The following is a 20,408-nucleotide window of genomic DNA, read 5'->3' on the forward strand; positions in this document are numbered from 1 at the left end:
CGGGTAAGGCAATGAAATTTACGAGCGACGATAAGAAGGCCGTTGAAGGCGAAGTAATGAAGATCTACAAGGAATCTTCACCTATGCTGGAGAACCTGTTCGAGTGGGCCTACATCAACCACGTGGCATGGAGCCTGGTGGTGGTGTTCCTGGGCCTGATATTCTGGCTGAGCCTTGCGCTGCTCAATGCGGAGAACCAGCGCAATGCGCTGATCACCAAGCAGTGCGCCGACCCGATCTTCAAGGGCGAACTGGATAGGAAATGCCTGCGCACCGTGCAGTCGCGCGAGCACTGGTGGCAGCACCTGACCTACGCGCTGAGCCACACCAGCCCGGAAAAATAAGATACCCCCAAGCCCGCGGCAGCGGGCTTTTTTCATAAGGCGATCCGATGAAACAAGTGATACTGGTGACCGGCGGCGGCCGGGGCATAGGCGCGGCGACGGCGCTGATGGCGAGCCGCCGCGGCTATGCGGTCTGCATCAACTACCGCAGCGACGCCAAGGCGGCGGAGAAGCTGCGCGCGCAGATCGTCGCCGAGGGCGGCGAGGCGATCGCGGTGCAGGCCGATGTCGGCGTGGAGGCGGACGTGCTGCGCCTGTTCGCCACCGTGGATGCGGAGCTGGGGCCGTTGACGGCGCTGGTCAACAACGTCGGCATCCTGGAGCGGCAGTGCAAGCTGGCCGATATGTCGGCGGAGCGGCTGCAGCGCGTGTTCACCACCAATATCGTCAGCTGCTTCCTGTGCAGCCGCGAGGCCGTCAAGCGCATGTCGACGCTGGCGGGAGGGCAGGGCGGCGGCATCGTCAACGTCGGGTCGGGCGCGTCGCGCCATGGCGGCGGCAACGTGTATATCGACTATGCCGCCTCCAAGGGGGCGATCGACGTGCTGACGCTGGGCTTGTCCAAGGAGGTCGGCGCCGAGGGCATCCGCGTCAACTGCGTGCGGCCGGGGATCATCTACACCGAGATCCACGCCAGCGGCGGCGATCCGGGCCGGGTCGACAAGCTGGCGTCCACGGTGCCGCTGCAGCGCGGCGGCCAGCCCGAGGAAATCGCCGAGACCATCCTGTGGCTGCTGGGACCGCAATCGTCCTACGTCAGCGGTGCCATCGTCGACGCCGGCGGCGCGCGATAAAACTCCGGGGTCAGGTCCAAAACCTGGACACGAACTCTACCGTAGCGACCGCTACGGTAGAGTTCGTGTCCAGGTTTTGGACCTGACCCCGGAGTTAGCTGTGGATCACCACCGTGCAGGTGGTGCCGGCCACCAGCTCCATGCCTTTCGGCTGTTGGTCGATGTGGATGCGGACCGGCACGCGCTGCGCCAGGCGTACCCAGTTGAAGGTCGGGTTGACGTCGGCCAGCAGTTCGCGGCCCAGGCTCGCGTCGCGGTCGGTGATGCCGTGCGCGATGCTTTCGATATGGCCGTTCAGCTGCGCCGCGCCGCTCATCAAATGCACTTCCACTTTGTCGTTCACCTTCAGCAGCGGCAGCTTGGTCTCTTCGAAATAGCCGACCACGTAGAACGACGCGCTGTTGATGACCGCCAGCTTGGCCGCGCCGACGGCGGCGAAGTCGCCCGCGTGCACGTTCAGGTTGGTGACGTAGCCGGTCACCGGCGCCCGCACCACGGTGCGTTCCAGATTGAGCTGCGCCAGGTTGCGCGCGGCCAGCGCGGCCTGGTACTGGGCCGACGCCGTGCCGACCGCGAATTCCGCCGTTTCCATGTTCTCGGCCGAGACGATGGAACTGTCCAGCGCCGCGCGGCGGCTGGCTTCCTTGCTGCGCCGGCCTTTCTCTACCTGCTGCGACGCCAGCAGCGCGCCGGCCTGCGCCAGCGCGTTCTGGTAGCGCGCCTTGTCGACTACGAACAGCACGTCGCCCTGCCTGACCAGCTGGTTGTCGTGCACCAGCACTTCGGTCACGGTGCCGGCGACGTCGGCGCTGATGGTCACCACGTCGGCCTTGATGCGGCCGTCGCGGGTCCACGCGGATTCCATGTAGTGGTCCCAGGCCGAACGTCCCGTCCACAGGGCTGCGCCCAGCAGCAGCATGGTCAGGAAAAAACGGAAGATTTTAGATGCGCTCACAGCAGACTCTCAGGTAGGGTTATTGATACAGGGTGACCAGCAAGGCGCTGAAGATGCAGACGAACAGGCACAGGCGCACCAGCGCCGGGTGCCAGCTCCGGCGGTAGGCGCCGACGTGACTCAGCACGCTGTCGAGCGCCACCTGCAGCACCAGGCTGCCGAGGAAGATGGGCAGCACGCCGGGCAGCAGCACGCCAAAAAAATCGATTTCACGCGGCATGAGGTTGTGCAAGATTCGGTTCTCCTGTTGATAGCTGGTCCAGCAAGGACGTGTAGATGGAATGCAGGTCGGCCAGCGCCGTGTGCAGGCGCGCGCGCCGTTCATGCGTGGCGTCGGGCAGGGCGGCGCGCACCGCCGATCCGGCGTCGAGTATCGATTGCAGCGCCGCTTCGCCGCTGGCGTTCGACGGTGCGTGCAAATAGGCCGCCAGCTGGCGCACCACCAGTTGCAGGCTGCCGCGCGCCGGCCCGTCGTACGACGCGGCGATCAGCTGGCGCAGCTCGATCACGGCGTGGCCCAGTTCCAGCAAGGTCAGGCCCTGCCGCACCACTGCGCGCGCGGCGTCGTTGGGCGCCGGACCGGAGGCGGCGTTCAGCTGGCTCAGAAGATCGCGCACGCGGTTGTCGAAGCGGCGCTTCAGGCGGTACAGGGACGCGGTGCAGGCTTGTTGCGCCTCGCGCCACAGCGCGGCGGCGACGTGTCCCCTGTGGCCCATCGTATGCTCCGGCAGCACCACCTTGAACATCAGGTAGGCCACCACCACGCCCATCGTCAGCGACAGCTCGCTGCTGATGAAGGACTCGACGTCGTAGTGCATGAAGTTGGTCGGCACCACCAGCGTGGCCGAGAACATGCCGATGCCGATCCCCACGCCGGCCCAGCGCGGGCCGCTGCTCAGGTAGGCGCCGAAGATGAACAGCGGCAGCGCCGCCAGCACCAGCGGCGAAAAATTATCGGCCCGCGCGACCAGGAAGAATTCGGTGACGAAGGCCAGCGGCATCGCGATCAGGAATCCCATCAGCACCTGCTGCACCAGCACCGTCGGCCGCGGCGACGACGAGGCCAGCGCGCAGAAGATGGTGGCCATCAGGATGGCGTTGACGCTGAACGGCCACGCCAGCCAGTACCAGGCGGCGGCCGTCACCAGCAGCGTGGCGCCGGCGCGGAAGCCGCTGGCGACGATGATGGCCGGCGGCGTCTTCGGCGTATAGGCGCCGGGATCGCTGACCTGCTGGCGCTTCTCCTGCGCCAGGCCGTGGTACAGCGCGGCGAAATCCGACAGGTCGCGGGCGAAGCGCTCCAGCAGCTCGGCCGCCGTGTCGAAGTCGATCTGCTGCGCGCGTTCCACCGCCGCGCCGCCGGCGAGCCGGGTGCGCGCGGCGGCGATGTCGGCGGCCAGCGTGGCGCGCATCTGCGCCAGGTGGCCGGGAGCCAGCTCCTGCCGCATGGCTTGCGCGAGATGGGCGTGCATGGGCTCGACCAGTTCCAGCACCGGGCCGGCGCCCGCGGTGCGCAGGCGGTGGCTCAGGCGGTGCAGCGTGTAGAAGGTGGTCAGCGCCGTCATGAAGGCCGCATTGAAGGCATGCAGCTGGCGCGTGTGCGAGCGCGGATGATCGGCCTCGAAGAAGGCGGCGGCGCGGCCCGATTCCAGCGCGGCGATATCGGCCGCGAACTTCAAGTGGTTTAACTCCGCCTCGGCCGGCGTCAGGCGCTGCTCCAGCACCTGGCGGCAGAAACCGACAAAGCCGGCATAGCGCGCCTGCACCGTGCGCATCACCGCGCGCGAATGGCGGCGCGGGAAGAAAACGTCATGCACCACGGCCGAGCAGATGATGCCCAGCCCGACCTCGGTCACGCGCGTGACCGCCAGCGTGAAGACGTTGGCCGGCGCGTCGATGGCGGGGACGGCGATCATGACGGCGGTATAGCCGGCCAGCACGAAGCTGTAGGACTGCTGGTTGCGGTGCATGGCGGCGCCACCGGTGCACAGCGCGACCCACAGCGCCACGCCGAGGAACAGCACCGGCGGCGATTGCGGGAACAGCGCGACCAGCGCCAGCGCGGCCGAGCAGCCGACCAGCGTGCCGAGGAAACGGTAGAAAGCCTTTTCCAGCACCATGCCGCTGCTGGGCAGCGCGAGGATGATGGTGGTGGCGAGCGCGGTGTACGGGGCGTCCAGGCCGAGACGGAAGGCCAGCCATAGCGCGCAGAAGGAGGCCAGCATGGCCTTGGCGACGAAGACCCAGCGTTCGCCCTCGGTGGTGAGCCAGCCGGCGGTCTGCGCCGCCAGCCAGCGGACCGCTCCCCCTGCCGCGCTGTGGTCCGAATCAGGAGTGGCGGCTGGGGGAACGTTCATGTGGTCGGGTCGGTCTAGGTGAGTGCTTCTAAATTATCCAGCTGCCTTTTCAGCAGCGATTCCAATACTTTGACTTCTTCCGCGCTGTAGCCGTCGTAGGCGTGGGTGGTCGCGGACCATACTTCCGGCAGCACCTTCTCGGCCAGCGCGCGGCCGGCGTCGGTCAGCGAGATCATCACGCAGCGCCGGTCGCCCGGGCGGTTGCCGCGGGTGATCAGGCCCTGGCTTTCCAGGTCGTTGCACACGCGCGTCAGGTTGGCCGGTTTTTCCATGCAGGCCTCGCCCAGCGTGGACGCGGTCGAGGTCTCGTTTTCCGAACCGTACAGCACCGCCAGCACCATATAGCTGGCGTCGACCAGATCGTATTGGCGCAGCGCCGCGTTGCTCAAATCTTTCATCCGCTTCTGGATGTGGTACGTCATGCGCAGCAGGCGCATCAAATCCTCTGGGAATTCCGGCATGCGGGCATGGATGTTTTTCAGGCGTTTTTTAGTCGCTTCAAAACTGCTCATCGCCTCTCCTCTGTTATTTTTAAAAGGATTTGATTGTACTATCTAAGCGTCAATGTAAATCCAGTTTTATGCCGCCACCCAGCGCCGCCATCAACAATGCATAGTTATCTAGTTGTTTGCTCGCCACTTGCGCCATTTGCTGCTGCTCGCTCAAGAGCACGATCTGCGCGTTGATGACGTTGAGCGAGTCCGTCATGCCCGCCTGATAGGCCCGTTCCGCCAGTTGCTGCTGCCGGCGCGCCGAATCCAGGGCGCGCCGCGCCAGCCGGTCCTGCTGCCCGACCGAGGCGATCCGGACGACTGCGTTTGCAACGTCGGCCATCGCTTGCACCACTGTGGCGTTGTACTGCTCGACCGCGCCATCAAGGATGGCGGTCTGGTTACCCAGTTGACTGCGCAGTCGGCCACCTTCGAAAATCGGCAGGCTGATGGCCGGCGTGACGCCGCGCATGGACGAGTTGCTGTCTAAAAAATGCGAGAAGCCCAGCGACTGGAAGCCCACAAAAGCCGCCAGGTTGATGTTCGGGTAGAAGTCGGCCCTGGCGCCGGCGACGCGCGCGTTCGCCGCTTCGATGCGCCAGCGCTGCGCCGCGATGTCGGGGCGGCGGCCGACCAGTTCCGCCGGCAGCGACGCGGGAACCGCGCCGCCCCGGCCCGCTTCAAGGGCCAGCATCGGCCGGGCGATCGCGTCTCCGTCGCCCGGTCCTTTGCCGATCAGTGCCGCCAGCTGGTTGCGCAGCAGGGCGATCGATTCGCCGATCTGCTCATGCTCGCGCCGTCCGGCCGGCAGCGTTGTTTCTATGCTCGTCACGTCGATGTCGCTGGCCAGGCCGGCGGCCTGGCGGCGGCGCGTGATCTCCAGGATGCGCTGGCGCTGCGCCAGGTTCTCCGCCACGCTGTCCTGCAGCGCGTACTCCAGCGACAGCTGGATGTAGCTGCGCACGACGGCGGTTTCCAGCGTCAGCCGCGCCATCTGCGATTCGGCCGAGGCCATGCGCACGTCGTCCAGCGCGGCGGCCAGCGCGTCGCGGTTGCGGCCCCACAGGTCCAGGTCGTAGGAACCGGATAGCGTAGCGGTGTTCTTCCACGCGTAGCTCCCGGCCAGGGGCGCGGGGACGGTGCTGTGCGCCGAGTACAGTTCGCGGTCGGCGCTGGCCGAGGCGTCGGCGCGCGGCAGCGTGCCGGCCTTGGCGACGCCCGCCAGCGCTTCGGCCTGGCGCACACGCGCCAGCGTCGCGCGCAGCGTCGGACTGTCGTCCAGCGCGGCCTTCACCAGCTGGTTCAACTGCTCGTCGTGCAGCGCTTCCCACCAATGCTCGTCGGGCCAGGAAATGTCGGCGCTGGCGGCGGCGATGGCCTTGCCGGGATGGAGAGCGGCGTTCTTCAGCGCGACCGCTTGCGGCTTGACGTTGCCCATGTCGGCGCACCCGGCCAGCACCGCCAGCGCGCATGCGAGCATGGGGGCGGCGACTTGACGAACGGTGCCTTGCAACGGCATGGACGACGGCTTCACTTTACAGCTTACTTAACGAAGTGCTTCTTGGTCTGGGCGACGTCGAAGTCGGCTTCGGTTTCCAGCAGCGTGCCGTTCTTGCGGGCTTCGATGACTTCCGCCTGCACTTGGGCACGGGTCAGGCCGGCCGGTTTTTCAGCCTTGGCCGAGACCAGCGCGCTGTTGGCGACGGCGTTCTGGGCGGCGGTGCCGGTGGCGGCCGCGGTGGTGGCCGACGAGGTCGCGGTGGTGCTCTGGGCGAAGGCGCTGGTCACCGTGGTGGCGGTGGCGGCGATGGCGAATACGACGGTAGCGGCTGCGGTCAGCAGGTTTTTGGTAGTTGTGCTCATGACATCTCTCCTTGTGTGGTTGGGTGTTCGATGAGGTTAACTATAGAGATGAATATTACATTTGTAAAGTAAAAGATTCCTATCAGCACGATAGATTTTTGCCATGCCTAAGCGAGACGGCGCACGGACCGGACGCCGCAGCGGTGGTCAAATCAGGTTTTTACGCGAAGGAGCAGATCATGTCTGACAGTACGCTGGACCCGGATAACATTCCGGTTGGCACCGATCGCACGCTGGGGCGCGGCCACGGCACGCGCGCGCTGGGCCCGAGCGATAACTCCGACAGCGGCAGCGATGTCGCCGGCGATCCTGACATCAGCTTCGACAGCGATACCGATGCCGAAGGTACCGGCGAGCGCGCCGAGGTGGAGCTGGAACTGGTGGCGCCGGATGCGGACATCGGCTTCGACCATGTCGAGACGATCCCGGTGGTCGACGGCGAATTCCGCGACGCCGCGCCGGCCGAAGAGGAACAGGAAGAGGGCGAGCGGGAGCCGCTGCGCGAGGAGCGCCGCGACTGGTCGCGGACTAGCTCGCGGCCGTCATCACGTCCGTAATCCAGTCGACGAACACCCGCACGCGCGGCGACAGCTGGCGCTGGTGCGGATACAGCACCGATACCTGCATCGGCTGGGGCCGCCACGCGCCCAGCACCTCACGGAAGGCGCCGCTGTCCAGCAGGTGGGCGACGTGGTAGCGCGGCAGCTGCACCAGTCCGAGGTCGTTGGCGCAGCAGGCCACGTAGGCCTCGGCGTTGCTGACCGAGACCGTGCCGGGTAGCGCGATGCTGCGCTGTTCGCCGTCGACGATGAAGTCGAACGGGAACATCTTGCCGCTGCTGGACGAGAAGAAGTTGACCGCGCGATGGCCTTGCGCGGCCAGGTCGTCCAGCGTGGCGGGCGTGCCTTGGCGGTCGAGGTAGGCGGCGCTGGCGCAGGTCACCTGCTGCAGCGAGGCCACGCGGCGGCCGACCATGCTGGAGTCGCGCAGCTCGCCGACCCGCAGCACGCAATCGACGCCGTCGCGCACCAGGTCCACCAGCCGGTCGCCCATGCCGATCTCCAGTGCGAGATCCGGATAGCGGGTAAAGAATTCCTTCAGGCGCGGCAGCACGTAGTGCTGCGCCAGCGTTCCCTGCAAATCCACCCTGAGTTTTCCGCGCGGCGCCACGCCGCTGTTGCCGAAGCCCGCCTCGGTCTCCTCGACGTCGGCCAGGATGCGCACGCAGCGCTGGTAGTAGGCCTGGCCGTCCAGCGTGGTGCTGACATGGCGCGTGGTCCGCTGCAGCAGGCGCACGCCGAGGTGCGCCTCCAGCTGCTTGATGGTGTAGGTGGCCGTGGCGGCCGGCATCTGCAAATCTTCCGCCGCCTTGCTGAAGCTCTCCAGCTCGACGATGCGGGTGAAGATCCGCATGGCGTTAAATCTATCCATGGTTTATTTGCGTAAATTGCATAGTGCTTGCAATATTACTGCCTTTATTCATGTGTGGCGATAAGTAATACTGGCTCCATCAAGCAACCGGGAGCCGCACATGAACGTCGCCCAATACCTGACCGCCGCCATCGCCGCCGGCGCCGCGACCATCGCCATCGCGATGGGCATCCAGCCGCAGGACCAGACCCACATGAAAAAATCCGTCACCTATCTGCATCTGCTGAAAAAGACGCCGTTCTTCACCAGGCTCGACAAGCGCCAGCTGAAGTGGGTGATCGATCATTCAAGCGAATGGGAAGCGCAGGCCGGCATGGAGGTCAGCAACCGCCTCGACGCCAACGACCACATCTGGGTGCTGCTGGACGGCGGCTGGCAGGTGGAGCAGGGCGGGCAGGTACTGAAGGCCGGCCACGCCGATCCGGCCAAATGGTATGGCGGCCGGCACGTGGCGCTGCTGCCGGCCGACAGCCGCCTGATCGCCAATCAGCACAGCTATGTGATGCGCATCGCCCGCGCGGATTTTGACGAGATGCTCGGCAGGCAGTTCGACTTCGCCGAGCATTTGCGGCAGGGCGAAGCCTTCTACAGCCAGCATTGATTACTTATGGGACGACGATCCCGCCCACAGGTTGATGGCGCCTTCCTTGGCCTGCTCGTCGATGGCCGCCAGTTCTTCCGCGGTGAAGCTGAGGTTCTTCAGCGCGGCGACGTTCTCGCGGATCTGCGCGCTGTTGCTGGCGCCGATCAGGGTCGACGTGACGCGCGCGTCGCGCAGCACCCAGGCCAGCGCCATCTGCGCCAGCGTCTGGCCGCGGCGCCTGGCGATTTCATTCAGGCCGCGCACGCGCTCCAGGTTTTCCGGGCTGAGGTGCGATTGCTGCAGCGAGCCGCCGCCCGGACGATTGACGCGGGCGTCGGACGGAATGCCGTTCAGGTATTTGTCGCTCAGGATGCCCTGCGCCAGCGCGGTGAAGGTGATGCAGCCTATGCCTTGCTTGCCCAGCGTATCGAGCAGGCCTTCGTCCTCGATCCAGCGGTTCAGCATATTGTAGGACGGCTGGTGGATCAGGCACGGCACCTTCCACTCGTGCAGCAAGCGCGCCGCTTCGGCGGTCTTCTCGGCGGAGTAAGACGACACGCCGACATACAGCGCCTTGCCCTGCTGGACCGCGTGCGCCAGCGCGCCCATGGTTTCTTCCAGCGGCGTGTCCGGATCGAAGCGGTGCGAGTAGAAGATGTCGACGTAGTCCAGGCCCATGCGCTGCAGGCTTTGATCGAGGCTGGCCAGCACGTACTTGCGCGAGCCGCCGCCCTGGCCGTAAGGGCCGGGCCACATGTCCCAGCCGGCCTTGGTGGAGATGATCAGCTCATCGCGGTAGGGCTTGAAGTCTTCCTTGTACAGGTGGCCGAAATTGGTTTCGGCGGAGCCGTACGGCGGACCGTAGTTGTTGGCCAGGTCGAAGTGGGTGATGCCGAGATCGAAGGCGGTGCGCAGCATGTCGCGCTGCGAGGCGAGCGTGTTGCTGTCGCCGAAGTTGTGCCACAGGCCGAGCGACATCAGCGGCAGCTTGAGGCCGCTGCGTCCGCAGGTGCGGTACTGCATTTCGTCGTAGCGCTGCGGGGATGCGAGGTAGGTCATGTACTCTCCATAGTGATGGTCCGTCCTCATTATAAGAGTTTGCTTCAGAACTGGCCGGCCGCCATCTCGCGCGCGATCTGTTTCCTGACGTCGTAGGTCGCATAATTCGGCGTGCCGTCGTCCATGGTCGGCATTTCGAACCCCGCGCAGAAATCCTGGGCGGCTTGCTGCGGGTCGGTCGCATTTTTGAGCTTGGCGGCGACTTGCGGATAGTCGTTTTCCAATTCCTGGTCCAGGTACCCGAGCTGTGCGGACTTGCTCTGCCAATCCAGGTTATGGGCGGCGGCATAGGCCTGCAAGTTGGCGAGGCGCTGGCCCTTCCATTGCGCCAGCCCTTGCTCGCCCTGGCTGGCCGGCGCGCCCGTTGTCTTGAGGCCGTTTTCAGCCTGGAGATTGGCGACGATGCCGATCGCGCCCGCCCGGGTGTAACCCTTGGACATGAAATGCTGAATCAGTTCTTCCGCCGTGAATTGGGTGCCGGAACCGGCTGCGGGCGGCGTGCCCGAGGTCTTGCCGGCGGGCGGCGGATTGGCGCCCGCCGGTACGGTCTCGGGTTCGCCCTCCACATGAAAGTCGCGCCAGTTGCTGATGAAGGTATGGTTGCCATCCTGGATCTCGCCGGGGTCGGTGACCCGCACGGCGGTATGGTCCGAGGTTATCTTGTAGGTATTGCCGTCGATGCCGCAGTGATAGACGGTGCCGATACGGCCGATTTCTGTACTCATCTCGTTCGCTCCAGAAGGTGTGTCGATCAATCCGATCTCATGGCTTCAAGCCGGCCATTGGAAATCACTCCTCATGGAGCACTCTTGAGTGGCGCTCTGCCCGCGATAGTTCCGCGGGATGTATCACACGGCGCGAACGGGCGAAAAAAAAGCTTGCGCCGGCCGGCACAAGCTTTCTGTTTGACACCGCAGACTACGCTCAGGCGAAGTTGGCGGCTGCGAAGTCCCAGTTGGCCAGCTTGAAGAAGGTCTCCAGATACTTAGGACGCACGTTGCGGTAGTCGATGTAGTAAGCGTGCTCCCACAGGTCGCAGGTCAGCAGCGCTTTGGCGTCGGTGGTCAGCGGGGTGGCGGCGTTCGAGGTGTTGACGATGTCCAGCGTACCGTCGGCTTTTTTCACCAGCCAGGTCCAGCTCGAACCGAAGTTGCCGACTGCCGACTTGGTGAACTCTTCCTTGAACTTGTCGAACGAGCCCCACTTGGCGTTGATCGCGTCGGCCAGCGCGCCGTCTGCCGCGCCTTTGCCGTTCGGGGTCAGGCTGTTCCAGTAGAAGGTGTGGTTCCATACCTGGGCCGAGTTGTTGAAGATGCCGCCGGACGACTTCTTGATGATCTCTTCGAGCGACAGGTTTTCGAACTCGGTGCCCTTGATCAGGTTGTTCAGGTTGGTGACATACGTTTGGTGATGCTTACCGTAGTGGTATTCCAGCGTTTCTTGCGAGATGGCCGGCGCCAGGGCGTCGATTGCATATGGCAGTGGTGGCAGAGTATGTTCCATTGTTCTTCCTTTATTGGTTTGAGTTGGTTCTGAAACGGAGGTGAATTTTTGCCGAAACGTCCATCATTGTAAAGCGGATGCGCGGTCCATGCAGAAAAGGCCCGTTTTCCGTGTGGCTACTCAGCCCGCCCGTCAGCGCACCCGGCGCGTGGTCTCGCGCACGATCAATTCCAGCGGCGGCACCTCGCTGCGCGCCTCTTCGCCGTTGATAATCCGCAGCAGCGCATGGGTGGCGATGCGGCCGATGTCATAGAGCGGCTGGCGGATGGTGGTCAGTGGCGGCGTGGTATATGACGACCCCGGCAGGTCATCGAAGCCGACCAGCGAGATATCGTCCGGCACCCGGATGCCCTTGCGGTACAAGGCCAGCCGCGCGCCATAGGCGCTCAGGTCGTTGGCCGCGAACACGGCCGTGAACTGCTGGTGCGTGTCGAACAGCCGGTTCATGGCCAGCATGCCGCTCGCTTCGTGGTAATTGCCTTCGACGATCAGGTTGTCGTCGAGCGGGATCTGGGCCTCGGCCAGCGCCCGCGTGTAGCCGGCCAGGCGCTCGGCGGCGTCGATGTTGTTGGCCGGGCCGGAAATGAAGGCGATGTTGCGGTGGCCCAGCTCGATCAGGTGGTGCACCGCCAGGTAGGCGCCGTATTCATTGTCCATCTTGAAGCCGAGCGCGCTGCGCGTGCTCAGCGCGCGGCCGGTCGAGACGATCGGGCGCTGGCTGGAAAAGCCCAGCACCGCCTGGTCCGACATGCGGCCCGACAGCAGGATGATGCCGTCGACCTTGCGCGCCAGCAGCAGGCGGATGCGCTCCGCTTCCTCTTCCGCGTTCCAGTGGCCGCTGACGATCACCGACGCGTAGCCGGTGCCCTTCAGGCCGTCGTCGACGCCGCGCAGGGTTTCGTCAAAGAAAGGGGAGGAGATATCCTGCACCACGATGCCGATGGTCATCGAGCGGCCTTTTTTCAGGCCCTGCGCCATCTGGTTGGGGGCGAAATTCATCTGCGCGATGGCGGCCAGCACGGCCTGGCGCTTGTCGTCCGACACCCGGGCGGTGCCGTTCAGAATGCGTGAAACCGTACTGGGTGACACTCCCGCTTCGCGTGCAACATCCATCAGTGTCGATGGTCCGGAGGAGTGTGGTGTATCTGCCAAGACGGGTTCCTTTGTGATTATGTTATGAAAACCTTTTCGCCGGAAGATTACCATAAATCCGGGGGGCCTCCGCCAATTTGGATGATGGTGACGCATTGACTTTCGGCCGGTGTCGGTATTTAATGAAAAAGGCGCTTGAAAACGTTTTCATAAAACGGTGTGACTTATAATCAAGCCGCCAGCCATAACAAGAAACAGACTAGGAAGAGACATGAAACGCGACTCGTTTTCGCACCTCGCGCACGGCCCGCGCCTTCTGGCCGACATCGGCGGCACCAGCGCCAGCTTCGGGCTGGAAACCGCCCCCAACCGGATCGAAGCCATCTGGCTGACCGAATGCGCGGCGTATCCGACCTTGGGCGCGGCGCTGGTGGCGTACCTGTCGCAGGCGGCGACGGTGGCGGCGGGCGGCTACCAGGCGCGTTTCGCCGGCATCGCCATCGCCAACCCGATCGACGGCGACTGGGTGACGATGACCAATCACCACTGGTCGTTCTCGGTGGAGGCGGTGTGTTCGCAGTTCAGCCTCAAATCGCTGGTGGTGGTCAACGACTTCACGGCGCTGGCCAGTTCGCTGCCTTACCTGGCGGCCGAGCACAAGCACCAGATCGGCGGCGGCGTGGTGCGCGCCAACGCCACCATCGGCCTGGTCGGCGCGGACGCGGGGCTGGGCGTGTCGGGGCTGGTGCCGGCCGGCGACCGCTGGATCGCCATCGACAGCGAAGGAGGGCACAGCACCTTCGCGCCGATGAACGAGCGCGAGATCGACATCCTGCGTTATGCGCGGCGCTATCACGAGCATGTGTCGAGCGAGCGGCTGGTGTCGGGCATCGGCCTGGTGCTGGTGTACCGCGCGCTGTGCGAGCGAGCGCGCATCGAGCCGCAGAACCTGAATACCTCGGAGATCATGGAGCGCGGGCTGCATCGCCTGTGCCCGGTGTGCGAGGAGACGCTGGTGGCGTTCTGCGAGATGCTCGGCACGGTGGCGGGCAACGTCGCGCTGACCTTGGGCGCGAAGGGCGGCATCTACATCGGCGGCCGCGTGGTGCTGAAGATGAGCGAGTTCTTCGAGCGCTCCGGCTTCCGCGCCCGCTTCGAGCAGAAGGGGCGTTTCTCGGACTACCTGTCGCACATCCCGACCTATGTCATCACCGAAAAATACCCGGTGCTGACCGGCATGTCGGCGATGCTGTCGGCCGCTTAGTCGAGCGCCGGCTGCACGGTATCGACGCCGAGCTGCGCGCCGCCTTCGGCCAGGCGCAGGTGCAATGTGCTGCGCGGCTTCAGTTGCGCCGGCGTGCGCACGACGGCGCCCTCGGCGTCGGTGACGATCGCATAGCCGCGCTCCAAGGTGCGCTGCGGATTCAATAACTCCAGTTGCGACGACAAGGCCGCCAGCGCATCGCGCCGCTGGCCCAGCTGCCGCGCCACGCTGATGCCGGCGCGGTGCTGCAGGCCCGCCAGCGCCGAGCGCGCCGCCGTCATGTCCGGCTTGCGCGCGCCCAGCCGCCCGCTCAAGCGATCGAGCTGATAGCGCGCCTGCGACAACGGCGCGCGGTTCGCGTGCGTCATCGCCGTCGACAAGGCCAGCAGCTTCAGACGCTGCTGCTGGATCTGCGCGCCGGGATTGAGCAGGCGCCGCGAGTAGCCGTCCAGCGTCTGCGAGGCTTCGCTGAAGCTGCGCCGCATCGCGCGCCGCAGGTCGATCACATCGGCGCGCAGGGAGCCGATCCAGTCGGCGCGCGGCGTCACCGCCAGTTCGGCCGCCGCCGTCGGCGTGGCCGCCCGCAAGTCGGCGGCGAAATCGCAAATCGTAAAATCGGTCTCGTGGCCGACGCCGGAAATCACCGGCATGCGGCAGTTGGCGACCGCATATGCGACGTCCTCGTCATTGAACGACCACAGGTCCTCGATGCTGCCGCCGCCACGGCACACGATCAGCACGTCGCAGTCGTTGCGCAGCGAGGCGGTATCGATGGCCGCCGCGATCTTCTCGGCCGCGCCCTGGCCCTGCACCGGCGTCGGGTACAGCACCACATGCACGTGCGGCGCGCGCCGCTTGAGCGCCGTCAGCACGTCGCGCAGCGCCGCCGCCTGCGGGCTGGTGACGATGCCGACCGTGCGCGGGAACACCGGCAGCGCGCGCTTGCGCTCGGCGTGGAACAGGCCGGCCGCATCGAGCTTTTCCTTCAGCCGCTGGAAGGCTTCGAACAGCGAGCCCACGCCGGCGCGGCGGATCGCTTCCACATTGATCTGGTAGTCGCCGCGCGCGCCGTACAGCGTGACCAGCGCCCGCACCTCGACCTTGTCGCCTTCGCGCGGGACGAAATTGGCGTACTGCGCGCGGCCGCGGAACATCACCGCCCGCACCTGGGCGGCATCGTCCTTGAGCGTGAAATACCAGTGGCCGGAACTGGCCTTGGTGAAGTTGGACACCTCGCCGGAGATCCACGTCAAAGGAAAAGTGCGCTCCAGCAGGCGCGCCACCGCCTGGTTGAGCGCGCTGACACTCATGACGGGGGCGGCTGCGGGGGCGGTTTCGGTATGGTCGTCGAAGTTCATGGATTTCAAAAAAGGAAACTATCCACACTATGTTATTTCGGTCACACAGCGGTCATAGAGTATCTAAAGCAGCAGATATTATAGGTAAATATATGATTTTAAAGAGTAAACAATTCTGCCGTATTTGCGTGCAAAGAGGAAAAACCCTTACGGATCAAGCACTTTGCCCAAGCCACCGGCAGTTACGCACAAAGTTATCCACAAAAGATGTGTGGAACTTTGGTGAGCGATAGCTAATTTCTTCTTATTGAATTTGCCATGCTTAAAATTTACGCACGGAAAGTATATGATTACAAATCAATGACTTAAGGCATGGGGGAGGGGATTGCGCACACTTTTATCCACAGAATTTGTGCAAAACTCGGGACTTGCCCCCAGGCGCGGCATCGCGGTGAATATCCTGCAGCCGGCGGCCGGTCCTGACCTGGGGATAATAAAACCGCTTGCTTCATTTTTACGCATGGCAATAAACCTGATATAAATCAAGGACTTTGATCGGGATGTGCAGCCTTGCTAACAATCTTATCCACACAAAATGTGCAGAAGTGCACTGTTTCCATCGATAGCCGGGCCTTATCGCCGGGCTGCGGTTTGGTGCCGGTGGAAAACCTGGTTTTCACTATGGAAAACAGTCAAAAATGGCCGTCTGCCAATTTTTTACTCACGGCAAAAATTTCCTTATAAATCAACGATCTTTCACGATGTGGGAGGCGTTGCTCACAATCTTATCCACATTAAGTGTGTAGAAGTGCGCAGCCTGCAAGGCCGTCAAAACCGCTGGTTTTGGCCTTGCGGACCTGCGATTTTTTTACGCATGGAAAAAATATCCTTATGAATCAAGGGCTTTGCATGGAGCCGGCATCCTTGCTAACAATCTTATCCACATTTTTTGTGCAGAACTCCACAGCTAGCCACTTTTGGTGGCTGGAGTTGCAAGGGGAGTAACGAGTTTGGCGTATAAGGCATCGTAATCGCCCATATGCCATATTTTTACTCACGGAAATAAAATTGATTGAAATCAAGGACATGCCCCCGCATGGCATGCCTTGCTCACAATCTTATCAACAGAATATGGGCATAAGTGGGCATAACTTTTGCTGGGGAAAAGCGGGCGTTCCGGCGCGCCGCTGCGCGATTTTTGAGCTTTGAAACTATTCGCTTATAAATCAAGGGCTTGGACAGGGTTGGCGGGCATTGCGGACATCATTGTCCACAGAAAATGTGCAGAACTCCACAGCGGCGCCGGCAGGGGCCGGGGCCGGCAGGCATACACCCCTTGCCGAGCGCGGCCCAACAAGATACATTGCGCCTTCGGGTGTTTATCTATACAGGAGTTCGTTTTGCTCGCCATATTCCAAGCTGCAGGTTGGCCTATCTGGTTGTTGCTGGTCGCATCGATCGTCGCAACGGCCCTGATCATCGAACGCTTGCTGTACCTCCGCCGGGCCAAGATCCTGCCGAAGAAGCTGCTGGACGAGGTGGTGCAGGTCTACCGCGGCGGCAATATCACCCCGGACATTATCGACCGGCTGGAGAACAGTTCACCGCTGGGCGTGGTGCTGTCGTCGGCGCTGCGCAATATCGATTCGCCGCGCGAGGTGATGAAGGAATCCATCGAGGAGGCCGGCAACGGCGTGGCGCACACGCTGGAACGGTTCCTGACCACGCTGGGCACGATCGCGACGCTGGCGCCGCTGATGGGCCTGTTCGGCACGGTGGTCGGCATGATCGAGATCTTCGGTTCGCAGAATTCCTCCGGTTCCAACCCGGCGCAGCTGGCCCACGGCATTTCGGTGGCCTTGTACAACACCGGCTTCGGCCTGGCGATCGCGATGCCGACGCTGGTCTTCTACCGCCATTTCCGCGCGCTGGTGGACAGCTTCATCATCGACATGGAACAGCAGGCGGTGAAGTTTGTCGATATCGTGCACAGCAAGCGCAAGTAACGGCAACCAAGGACGCAGCATGAATTTCCGCAAAGGCCGGCACCGCGAGGACCCCGAGATCAACCTGATCCCGTTCATCGACGTGCTGCTGGTGATTTTGATTTTCCTGATGGTGACCACGACCTACAGCAAGTTCACCGAGCTGCAGATCACGTTGCCGACCGCCGATGCGCAGAAGGCCACCGACAAGCCGTTCGAGTTGAACGTGACGGTCGACGCCAAGGGCAACTACACGATCAACAACGAGCCGGTGTCGTTCCGCGACGTGGCCGGCTTTGCCCAGGCCATGCGCAACGCGGCCGGCAAGGGCGGCGAGGCCGGCAAGTCGCCGGTGGTGATCGTCAACGCCGACCAGTTCGCGATGCACCAGATGGTCATCAACGTGATGGAAGCGGCACGTATCGCCGGCTATGAAAAGCTGACCTTCGCCGCGCAGACCGGTGGCGGAAAGTAAGGCGTCGGCCCTCGAGGCCACGCTGACGCGCAACTGGTTGCGGCGCGGCCCGCTGGCCTGCGCCTTGTGGCCGGTCTCCCTCTTGTTCCGGTTATTGAGCGGCGCGCGCGCGGCGCTGTTCCGCGCGGGCGTGCTGAAGTCGTCGCGGCTGCCGGTGCCGGTGGTCGTGGTGGGGAATATCTACATCGGCGGCACCGGCAAGACGCCGCTGACGATCTGGCTGGTGCAGGCGCTGCAGGCGGCCGGCATGACGCCGGGCGTGATTTCGCGCGGGCACGGCAGCGACGCCGATGGCGCGCGCGAGGTGCTTGCCGCCTCGACCCCGGCGCAGGTCGGCGACGAGCCGCTGCTGATCAAGCAGCGCACCGGCTGCCCGGTGATGGTGGGGCGCGACCGCGCCGCCACCGGCCGCGCGTTGCTGGCCGCGCACCCCGAGGTGGATATCCTGCTGACCGACGACGGCTTGCAGCACTACGCGCTCCAGCGCGACATTGAAATCATCCTGTTCGACGGCCGTGGCGCCGGCAACGGCTGGCTGCTGCCGGCCGGGCCGCTGCGCGAGCCGGTCAGCCGCCGCCGCGACTTCACCGTCATCAACACGCCGCAGCTGGGCGCCGCGCTGGCCGCCTCGGTCGGCGCGTCGGCCGCGCCGGTGCGGATGACGCTGGAAGGCGGCTACGCCGAACAACTGCGCGACCGCGGCCAGCGCACCAGCCTGGTCGAACTGGGCACGCGGCCCGGGCTGCGCATCGCCGCCGCCGCCGGCATCGGCAATCCGGCGCGCTTTTTCGGCATGCTGAAAGCCGCCGGCCTGCGCATCACCGAGCTGCCTTTGCCCGACCATCACGACTTCCGCGACCGCCCGTTCGACGGCCTGGACGCGGATCTGATCTTGATGACCGAGAAGGATGCAGTAAAATGTGCGCAACTTGAAGAACTCAGAGGCGACCCGCGACTATGGGTCGTCCCGGTGACAGCGCGCATCGACCGCGCGCTGGCCGACCAAATTGTGGAGAAATGTCGTGGACGCTCGATTGCTTGATATCCTGGTATGCCCGGTCTGCAAAGGCCCCCTTGAGTACGATAAGAAAGCCCAGGAAATGATCTGCAAAGGCGACCGCCTGGCATATCCTATCCGCGACGGCATCCCCATCATGTGGGCCGACGAGGCGCGCACCCTGCAGGACAAGGCGGAATAAGCCGGTGTCTTCAGTGTCCCCATTCATCGTCATCATCCCGGCCCGCCTGGCCTCGACCCGTTTGCCGAACAAGCCGCTGGCCGACCTCGGCGGCAAGCCGATGGTGGTGCGCGTGGCCGAGCGCGCGGCGCAGGCCGGCGCCGCCCGCATCATCGTCGCCACCGACCATGAAGACATCCGCGCCGCCTGCGAGCAGCACGGCGTCGAAGTCTGCATGACCCGTTCCGACCATCCGTCCGGCACCGACCGCATCGCCGAAGTGGCGCGCGCGCTGAACCTGGCGGCCGACGCCGTGGTCGTCAACCTGCAGGGCGACGAGCCGCTGATCGACCCGGCGCTGCTGCAGGCGGCCGCCGCCCGCATCGGCGCCGACGTGCCGATGTCGACCTGCGCCCATCCGTTGCACGACGCCGCCGACGCCTTCAACCCGAACGTGGTCAAGGTGGTGCTGGACAAGGCGGGCAGGGCTCTTTATTTCTCGCGCGCGACCATACCGTGGAACCGCGACGCTTTCTCGCAGTCCAAAGAAACACTGCCGGCCGGTTACGTACCGCTTCGCCACATCGGACTGTACGCCTACCGCAATGACTTCCTGCAAGCCTATCCGGCGCTGGAAGTTTCGCCACTCGAATCCATCGAGGCGCTGGAACAGTTGCGGGTGCTATGGCATGGTTTTCCGATCGCTGTCCACGTGACCGACTCGGCCCCGGCGGCCGGGGTGGACACGCCGGAAGACCTGGCCCGCGTCCGGCAACATTATTGATTTTCATCAAAAGCGACGTCAGCCAGCAGTCAGTTACGACTGATATAACGAAGACGTAAGTGCGATATTCATACGGAATATCTCTCTGGGCCGTCACAAATTGGCGTTGATGCGACGTTTTGTGGTAAGTTTCGTACGATCCAACACTAACTAACCCACATCCATATCTGTTTTTAGGAATTTTTCATGCGTCTTATTCTTTTAGGAGCACCAGGTGCCGGCAAAGGCACCCAGGCTAATTTCATCAAAGAAAAATATAACATCCCGCAAATCTCCACCGGCGACATGCTGCGCGCCGCGATCAAGGCGGGTTCGGAATTGGGCTTGGCCGCCAAGAAGGTGATGGATGCGGGTGGTTTAGTGTCAGATGACATCATCATCGGCCTGGTCAAGGACCGCCTGACCCAGCCGGATTGCGCCAACGGCTACCTGTTCGACGGCTTCCCGCGCACCATCGCGCAAGCGGACGCCATGAAGGACAGCGGCGTCATCGTCGACTACGTGCTGGAAATCGCCGTGCCGGACGCCTCGATCATCGAACGCATGGACGGCCGCCGTTGCCATCCGGGTTCGGGCCGCGTCTACCACGTCAAGTTCAACCCGCCCAAGGTGGAAGGCAAGGACGACGTCACCGGCGAAGACCTGGTGCAGCGCGACGACGACAAGGCGGAGACCGTCAAGAAGCGTCTGGACGTCTACCACACCCAAACCGAAGTGCTGCTGGGCTACTACAATACCTGGGCACAATCGGGCCAACCGGGCGCGCCGAAGTACCGCCGCATCGAGGGCGTCGGCCCCGTAGAGCAAATTCGCGACAGCGCGTTTGCCGCGCTGGCGAAATAAGCGTTACAGTAGAGCGGACCGAGTGTCCGCTTTTTTTGCGCTGGATTTTCGTCATCCGTTCGCGACCCAGGCTGGATGCCATCCCGTTTTTGAAGTTATGCAGTTCGCA

At 63.8% G+C, this 20,408-nt stretch carries 23 protein-coding genes; 11 read left to right on the top strand and 12 right to left on the bottom strand.

The annotated features are described in order from the left end of the window. The first annotated feature begins 11 nt into the window (after positions 1–11). Both ACEN9F_RS27015 and ACEN9F_RS27020 read left to right on the top strand, forming a co-directional pair. The gene (locus ACEN9F_RS27015; RefSeq protein ID WP_413425123.1) at positions 12–344 is read left to right on the top strand and encodes a hypothetical protein; all 333 of its coding nucleotides are present in this window, start codon (positions 12–14) and stop codon (positions 342–344) included. 47 nt (positions 345–391) lie between these two features. Continuing rightward, entirely contained in the window at positions 392–1,138 is a 747-nt protein-coding gene (locus ACEN9F_RS27020) for an SDR family oxidoreductase (protein WP_413425125.1), read from the top strand. A gap of 94 nt (positions 1,139–1,232) precedes the next feature. Here the strand turns inward: ACEN9F_RS27020 and ACEN9F_RS27025 are convergent, their stop codons facing one another. From ACEN9F_RS27025 to ACEN9F_RS27050, 6 genes are read right to left on the bottom strand one after another with little or no spacing between them, the layout of a single operon-like run. Beyond that, positions 1,233–2,093, bottom strand: a complete 861-nt coding sequence (locus ACEN9F_RS27025) for an efflux RND transporter periplasmic adaptor subunit (RefSeq protein ID WP_413425127.1) — start codon at positions 2,091–2,093, stop codon at positions 1,233–1,235. 19 nt (positions 2,094–2,112) lie between these two features. Beyond that, positions 2,113–2,325, bottom strand: a complete 213-nt coding sequence (locus tag ACEN9F_RS27030) for a DUF1656 domain-containing protein (RefSeq protein ID WP_413425129.1) — start codon at positions 2,323–2,325, stop codon at positions 2,113–2,115. Next, a complete protein-coding gene (locus ACEN9F_RS27035) occupies positions 2,303–4,450 on the bottom strand; it encodes an FUSC family protein (RefSeq protein WP_413425131.1) in 2,148 nt (715 codons plus the stop codon). Before ACEN9F_RS27035 ends, ACEN9F_RS27030 begins: the two co-directional genes overlap by 23 nt. A 14-nt stretch (positions 4,451–4,464) precedes the next feature. Further along, a complete protein-coding gene (locus tag ACEN9F_RS27040) occupies positions 4,465–4,962 on the bottom strand; it encodes a MarR family winged helix-turn-helix transcriptional regulator (protein ID WP_413425133.1) in 498 nt (165 codons plus the stop codon). 49 nt (positions 4,963–5,011) lie between these two features. Beyond that, positions 5,012–6,460 (bottom strand): efflux transporter outer membrane subunit, encoded by a 1,449-nt coding sequence (locus ACEN9F_RS27045; protein WP_413425135.1) that lies wholly within the window; start codon positions 6,458–6,460, stop codon positions 5,012–5,014. A 23-nt stretch (positions 6,461–6,483) separates the two neighbouring features. Next, on the bottom strand, positions 6,484–6,804 hold the full coding sequence (locus tag ACEN9F_RS27050; protein WP_413425137.1) for a DUF4148 domain-containing protein: 321 nt from the start codon (positions 6,802–6,804) through the stop codon (positions 6,484–6,486). A 179-nt stretch (positions 6,805–6,983) separates the two neighbouring features. On the opposite strand from ACEN9F_RS27050, the gene ACEN9F_RS27055 reads away from it, so the two are divergent. After that, positions 6,984–7,361: a hypothetical protein gene (locus tag ACEN9F_RS27055; protein ID WP_413425139.1), complete on the top strand. Its 378-nt coding sequence runs from the start codon at positions 6,984–6,986 to the stop codon at positions 7,359–7,361. On the opposite strand, the gene ACEN9F_RS27060 is transcribed toward ACEN9F_RS27055, so the two are convergent. Next, positions 7,333–8,235: a LysR substrate-binding domain-containing protein gene (locus ACEN9F_RS27060; RefSeq protein WP_413425141.1), complete on the bottom strand. Its 903-nt coding sequence runs from the start codon at positions 8,233–8,235 to the stop codon at positions 7,333–7,335. The genes ACEN9F_RS27055 and ACEN9F_RS27060 overlap by 29 nt on opposite strands. A gap of 100 nt (positions 8,236–8,335) precedes the next feature. Between ACEN9F_RS27060 and ACEN9F_RS27065 the strand changes: the two genes are divergently transcribed. After that, positions 8,336–8,836 carry a hypothetical protein gene (locus tag ACEN9F_RS27065; RefSeq protein ID WP_413425142.1) on the top strand — a complete coding sequence of 167 codons (501 nt, stop codon included), beginning with the start codon at positions 8,336–8,338 and terminating at the stop codon, positions 8,834–8,836. Here ACEN9F_RS27065 and mgrA read toward each other — a convergent pair whose 3' ends face one another. The 4 genes from mgrA to ACEN9F_RS27085 all read right to left on the bottom strand — a co-directional run bounded on the left by mgrA (position 8,837) and on the right by ACEN9F_RS27085 (position 12,493). Then, complete coding sequence (gene mgrA, locus ACEN9F_RS27070) at positions 8,837–9,877, bottom strand: L-glyceraldehyde 3-phosphate reductase (RefSeq protein ID WP_413425144.1); 1,041 nt, start codon at positions 9,875–9,877, stop codon at positions 8,837–8,839. A 44-nt stretch (positions 9,878–9,921) separates the two neighbouring features. Next, positions 9,922–10,602 (bottom strand): phage tail tip lysozyme, encoded by a 681-nt coding sequence (locus ACEN9F_RS27075; RefSeq protein WP_413425146.1) that lies wholly within the window; start codon positions 10,600–10,602, stop codon positions 9,922–9,924. 199 nt (positions 10,603–10,801) lie between these two features. Beyond that, entirely contained in the window at positions 10,802–11,380 is a 579-nt protein-coding gene (gene sodB / locus ACEN9F_RS27080) for a superoxide dismutase [Fe] (protein ID WP_413425147.1), read from the bottom strand. 132 nt (positions 11,381–11,512) lie between these two features. Further along, a complete protein-coding gene (locus tag ACEN9F_RS27085) occupies positions 11,513–12,493 on the bottom strand; it encodes a LacI family DNA-binding transcriptional regulator (protein ID WP_413425149.1) in 981 nt (326 codons plus the stop codon). Between the two features lie 250 nt (positions 12,494–12,743). On the opposite strand from ACEN9F_RS27085, the gene ACEN9F_RS27090 reads away from it, so the two are divergent. Beyond that, positions 12,744–13,736 (top strand): glucokinase, encoded by a 993-nt coding sequence (locus ACEN9F_RS27090; RefSeq protein WP_413425151.1) that lies wholly within the window; start codon positions 12,744–12,746, stop codon positions 13,734–13,736. Here the strand turns inward: ACEN9F_RS27090 and xseA are convergent. Next, entirely contained in the window at positions 13,733–15,094 is a 1,362-nt protein-coding gene (gene xseA, locus ACEN9F_RS27095; RefSeq protein ID WP_413425153.1) for an exodeoxyribonuclease VII large subunit, read from the bottom strand. The genes ACEN9F_RS27090 and xseA overlap by 4 nt on opposite strands. Before the next feature lie 1,340 nt (positions 15,095–16,434). Between xseA and ACEN9F_RS27100 the strand changes: the two genes are divergently transcribed. From ACEN9F_RS27100 to adk, 6 genes are all read left to right on the top strand, one after another. Then, positions 16,435–17,040, top strand: coding sequence for a MotA/TolQ/ExbB proton channel family protein (locus tag ACEN9F_RS27100; RefSeq protein WP_413425155.1), 606 nt, complete (start codon positions 16,435–16,437; stop codon positions 17,038–17,040). 19 nt (positions 17,041–17,059) lie between these two features. Then, positions 17,060–17,494, top strand: a complete 435-nt coding sequence (locus tag ACEN9F_RS27105) for an ExbD/TolR family protein (protein WP_413425157.1) — start codon at positions 17,060–17,062, stop codon at positions 17,492–17,494. Further along, positions 17,481–18,536, top strand: coding sequence for a tetraacyldisaccharide 4'-kinase (gene lpxK, locus ACEN9F_RS27110; RefSeq protein ID WP_413425159.1), 1,056 nt, complete (start codon positions 17,481–17,483; stop codon positions 18,534–18,536). Before ACEN9F_RS27105 ends, lpxK begins: the two co-directional genes overlap by 14 nt. Beyond that, positions 18,517–18,693: a Trm112 family protein gene (locus tag ACEN9F_RS27115; RefSeq protein WP_008446346.1), complete on the top strand. Its 177-nt coding sequence runs from the start codon at positions 18,517–18,519 to the stop codon at positions 18,691–18,693. The genes lpxK and ACEN9F_RS27115 overlap by 20 nt, the downstream gene beginning before the upstream one ends. 13 nt (positions 18,694–18,706) lie before the next feature. After that, complete coding sequence (gene kdsB, locus ACEN9F_RS27120) at positions 18,707–19,456, top strand: 3-deoxy-manno-octulosonate cytidylyltransferase (protein ID WP_413425161.1); 750 nt, start codon at positions 18,707–18,709, stop codon at positions 19,454–19,456. Positions 19,457–19,642: 186 nt separating this feature from the next. Further along, positions 19,643–20,299, top strand: coding sequence for an adenylate kinase (adk, locus tag ACEN9F_RS27125; RefSeq protein WP_413425163.1), 657 nt, complete (start codon positions 19,643–19,645; stop codon positions 20,297–20,299). The last annotated feature ends 109 nt before the right edge of the window (positions 20,300–20,408 follow it).

It is taken from the genome of Duganella sp. CT11-25 (genome assembly GCF_047302815.1).
GTDB lineage: Bacteria > Pseudomonadota > Gammaproteobacteria > Burkholderiales > Burkholderiaceae_D > Rugamonas.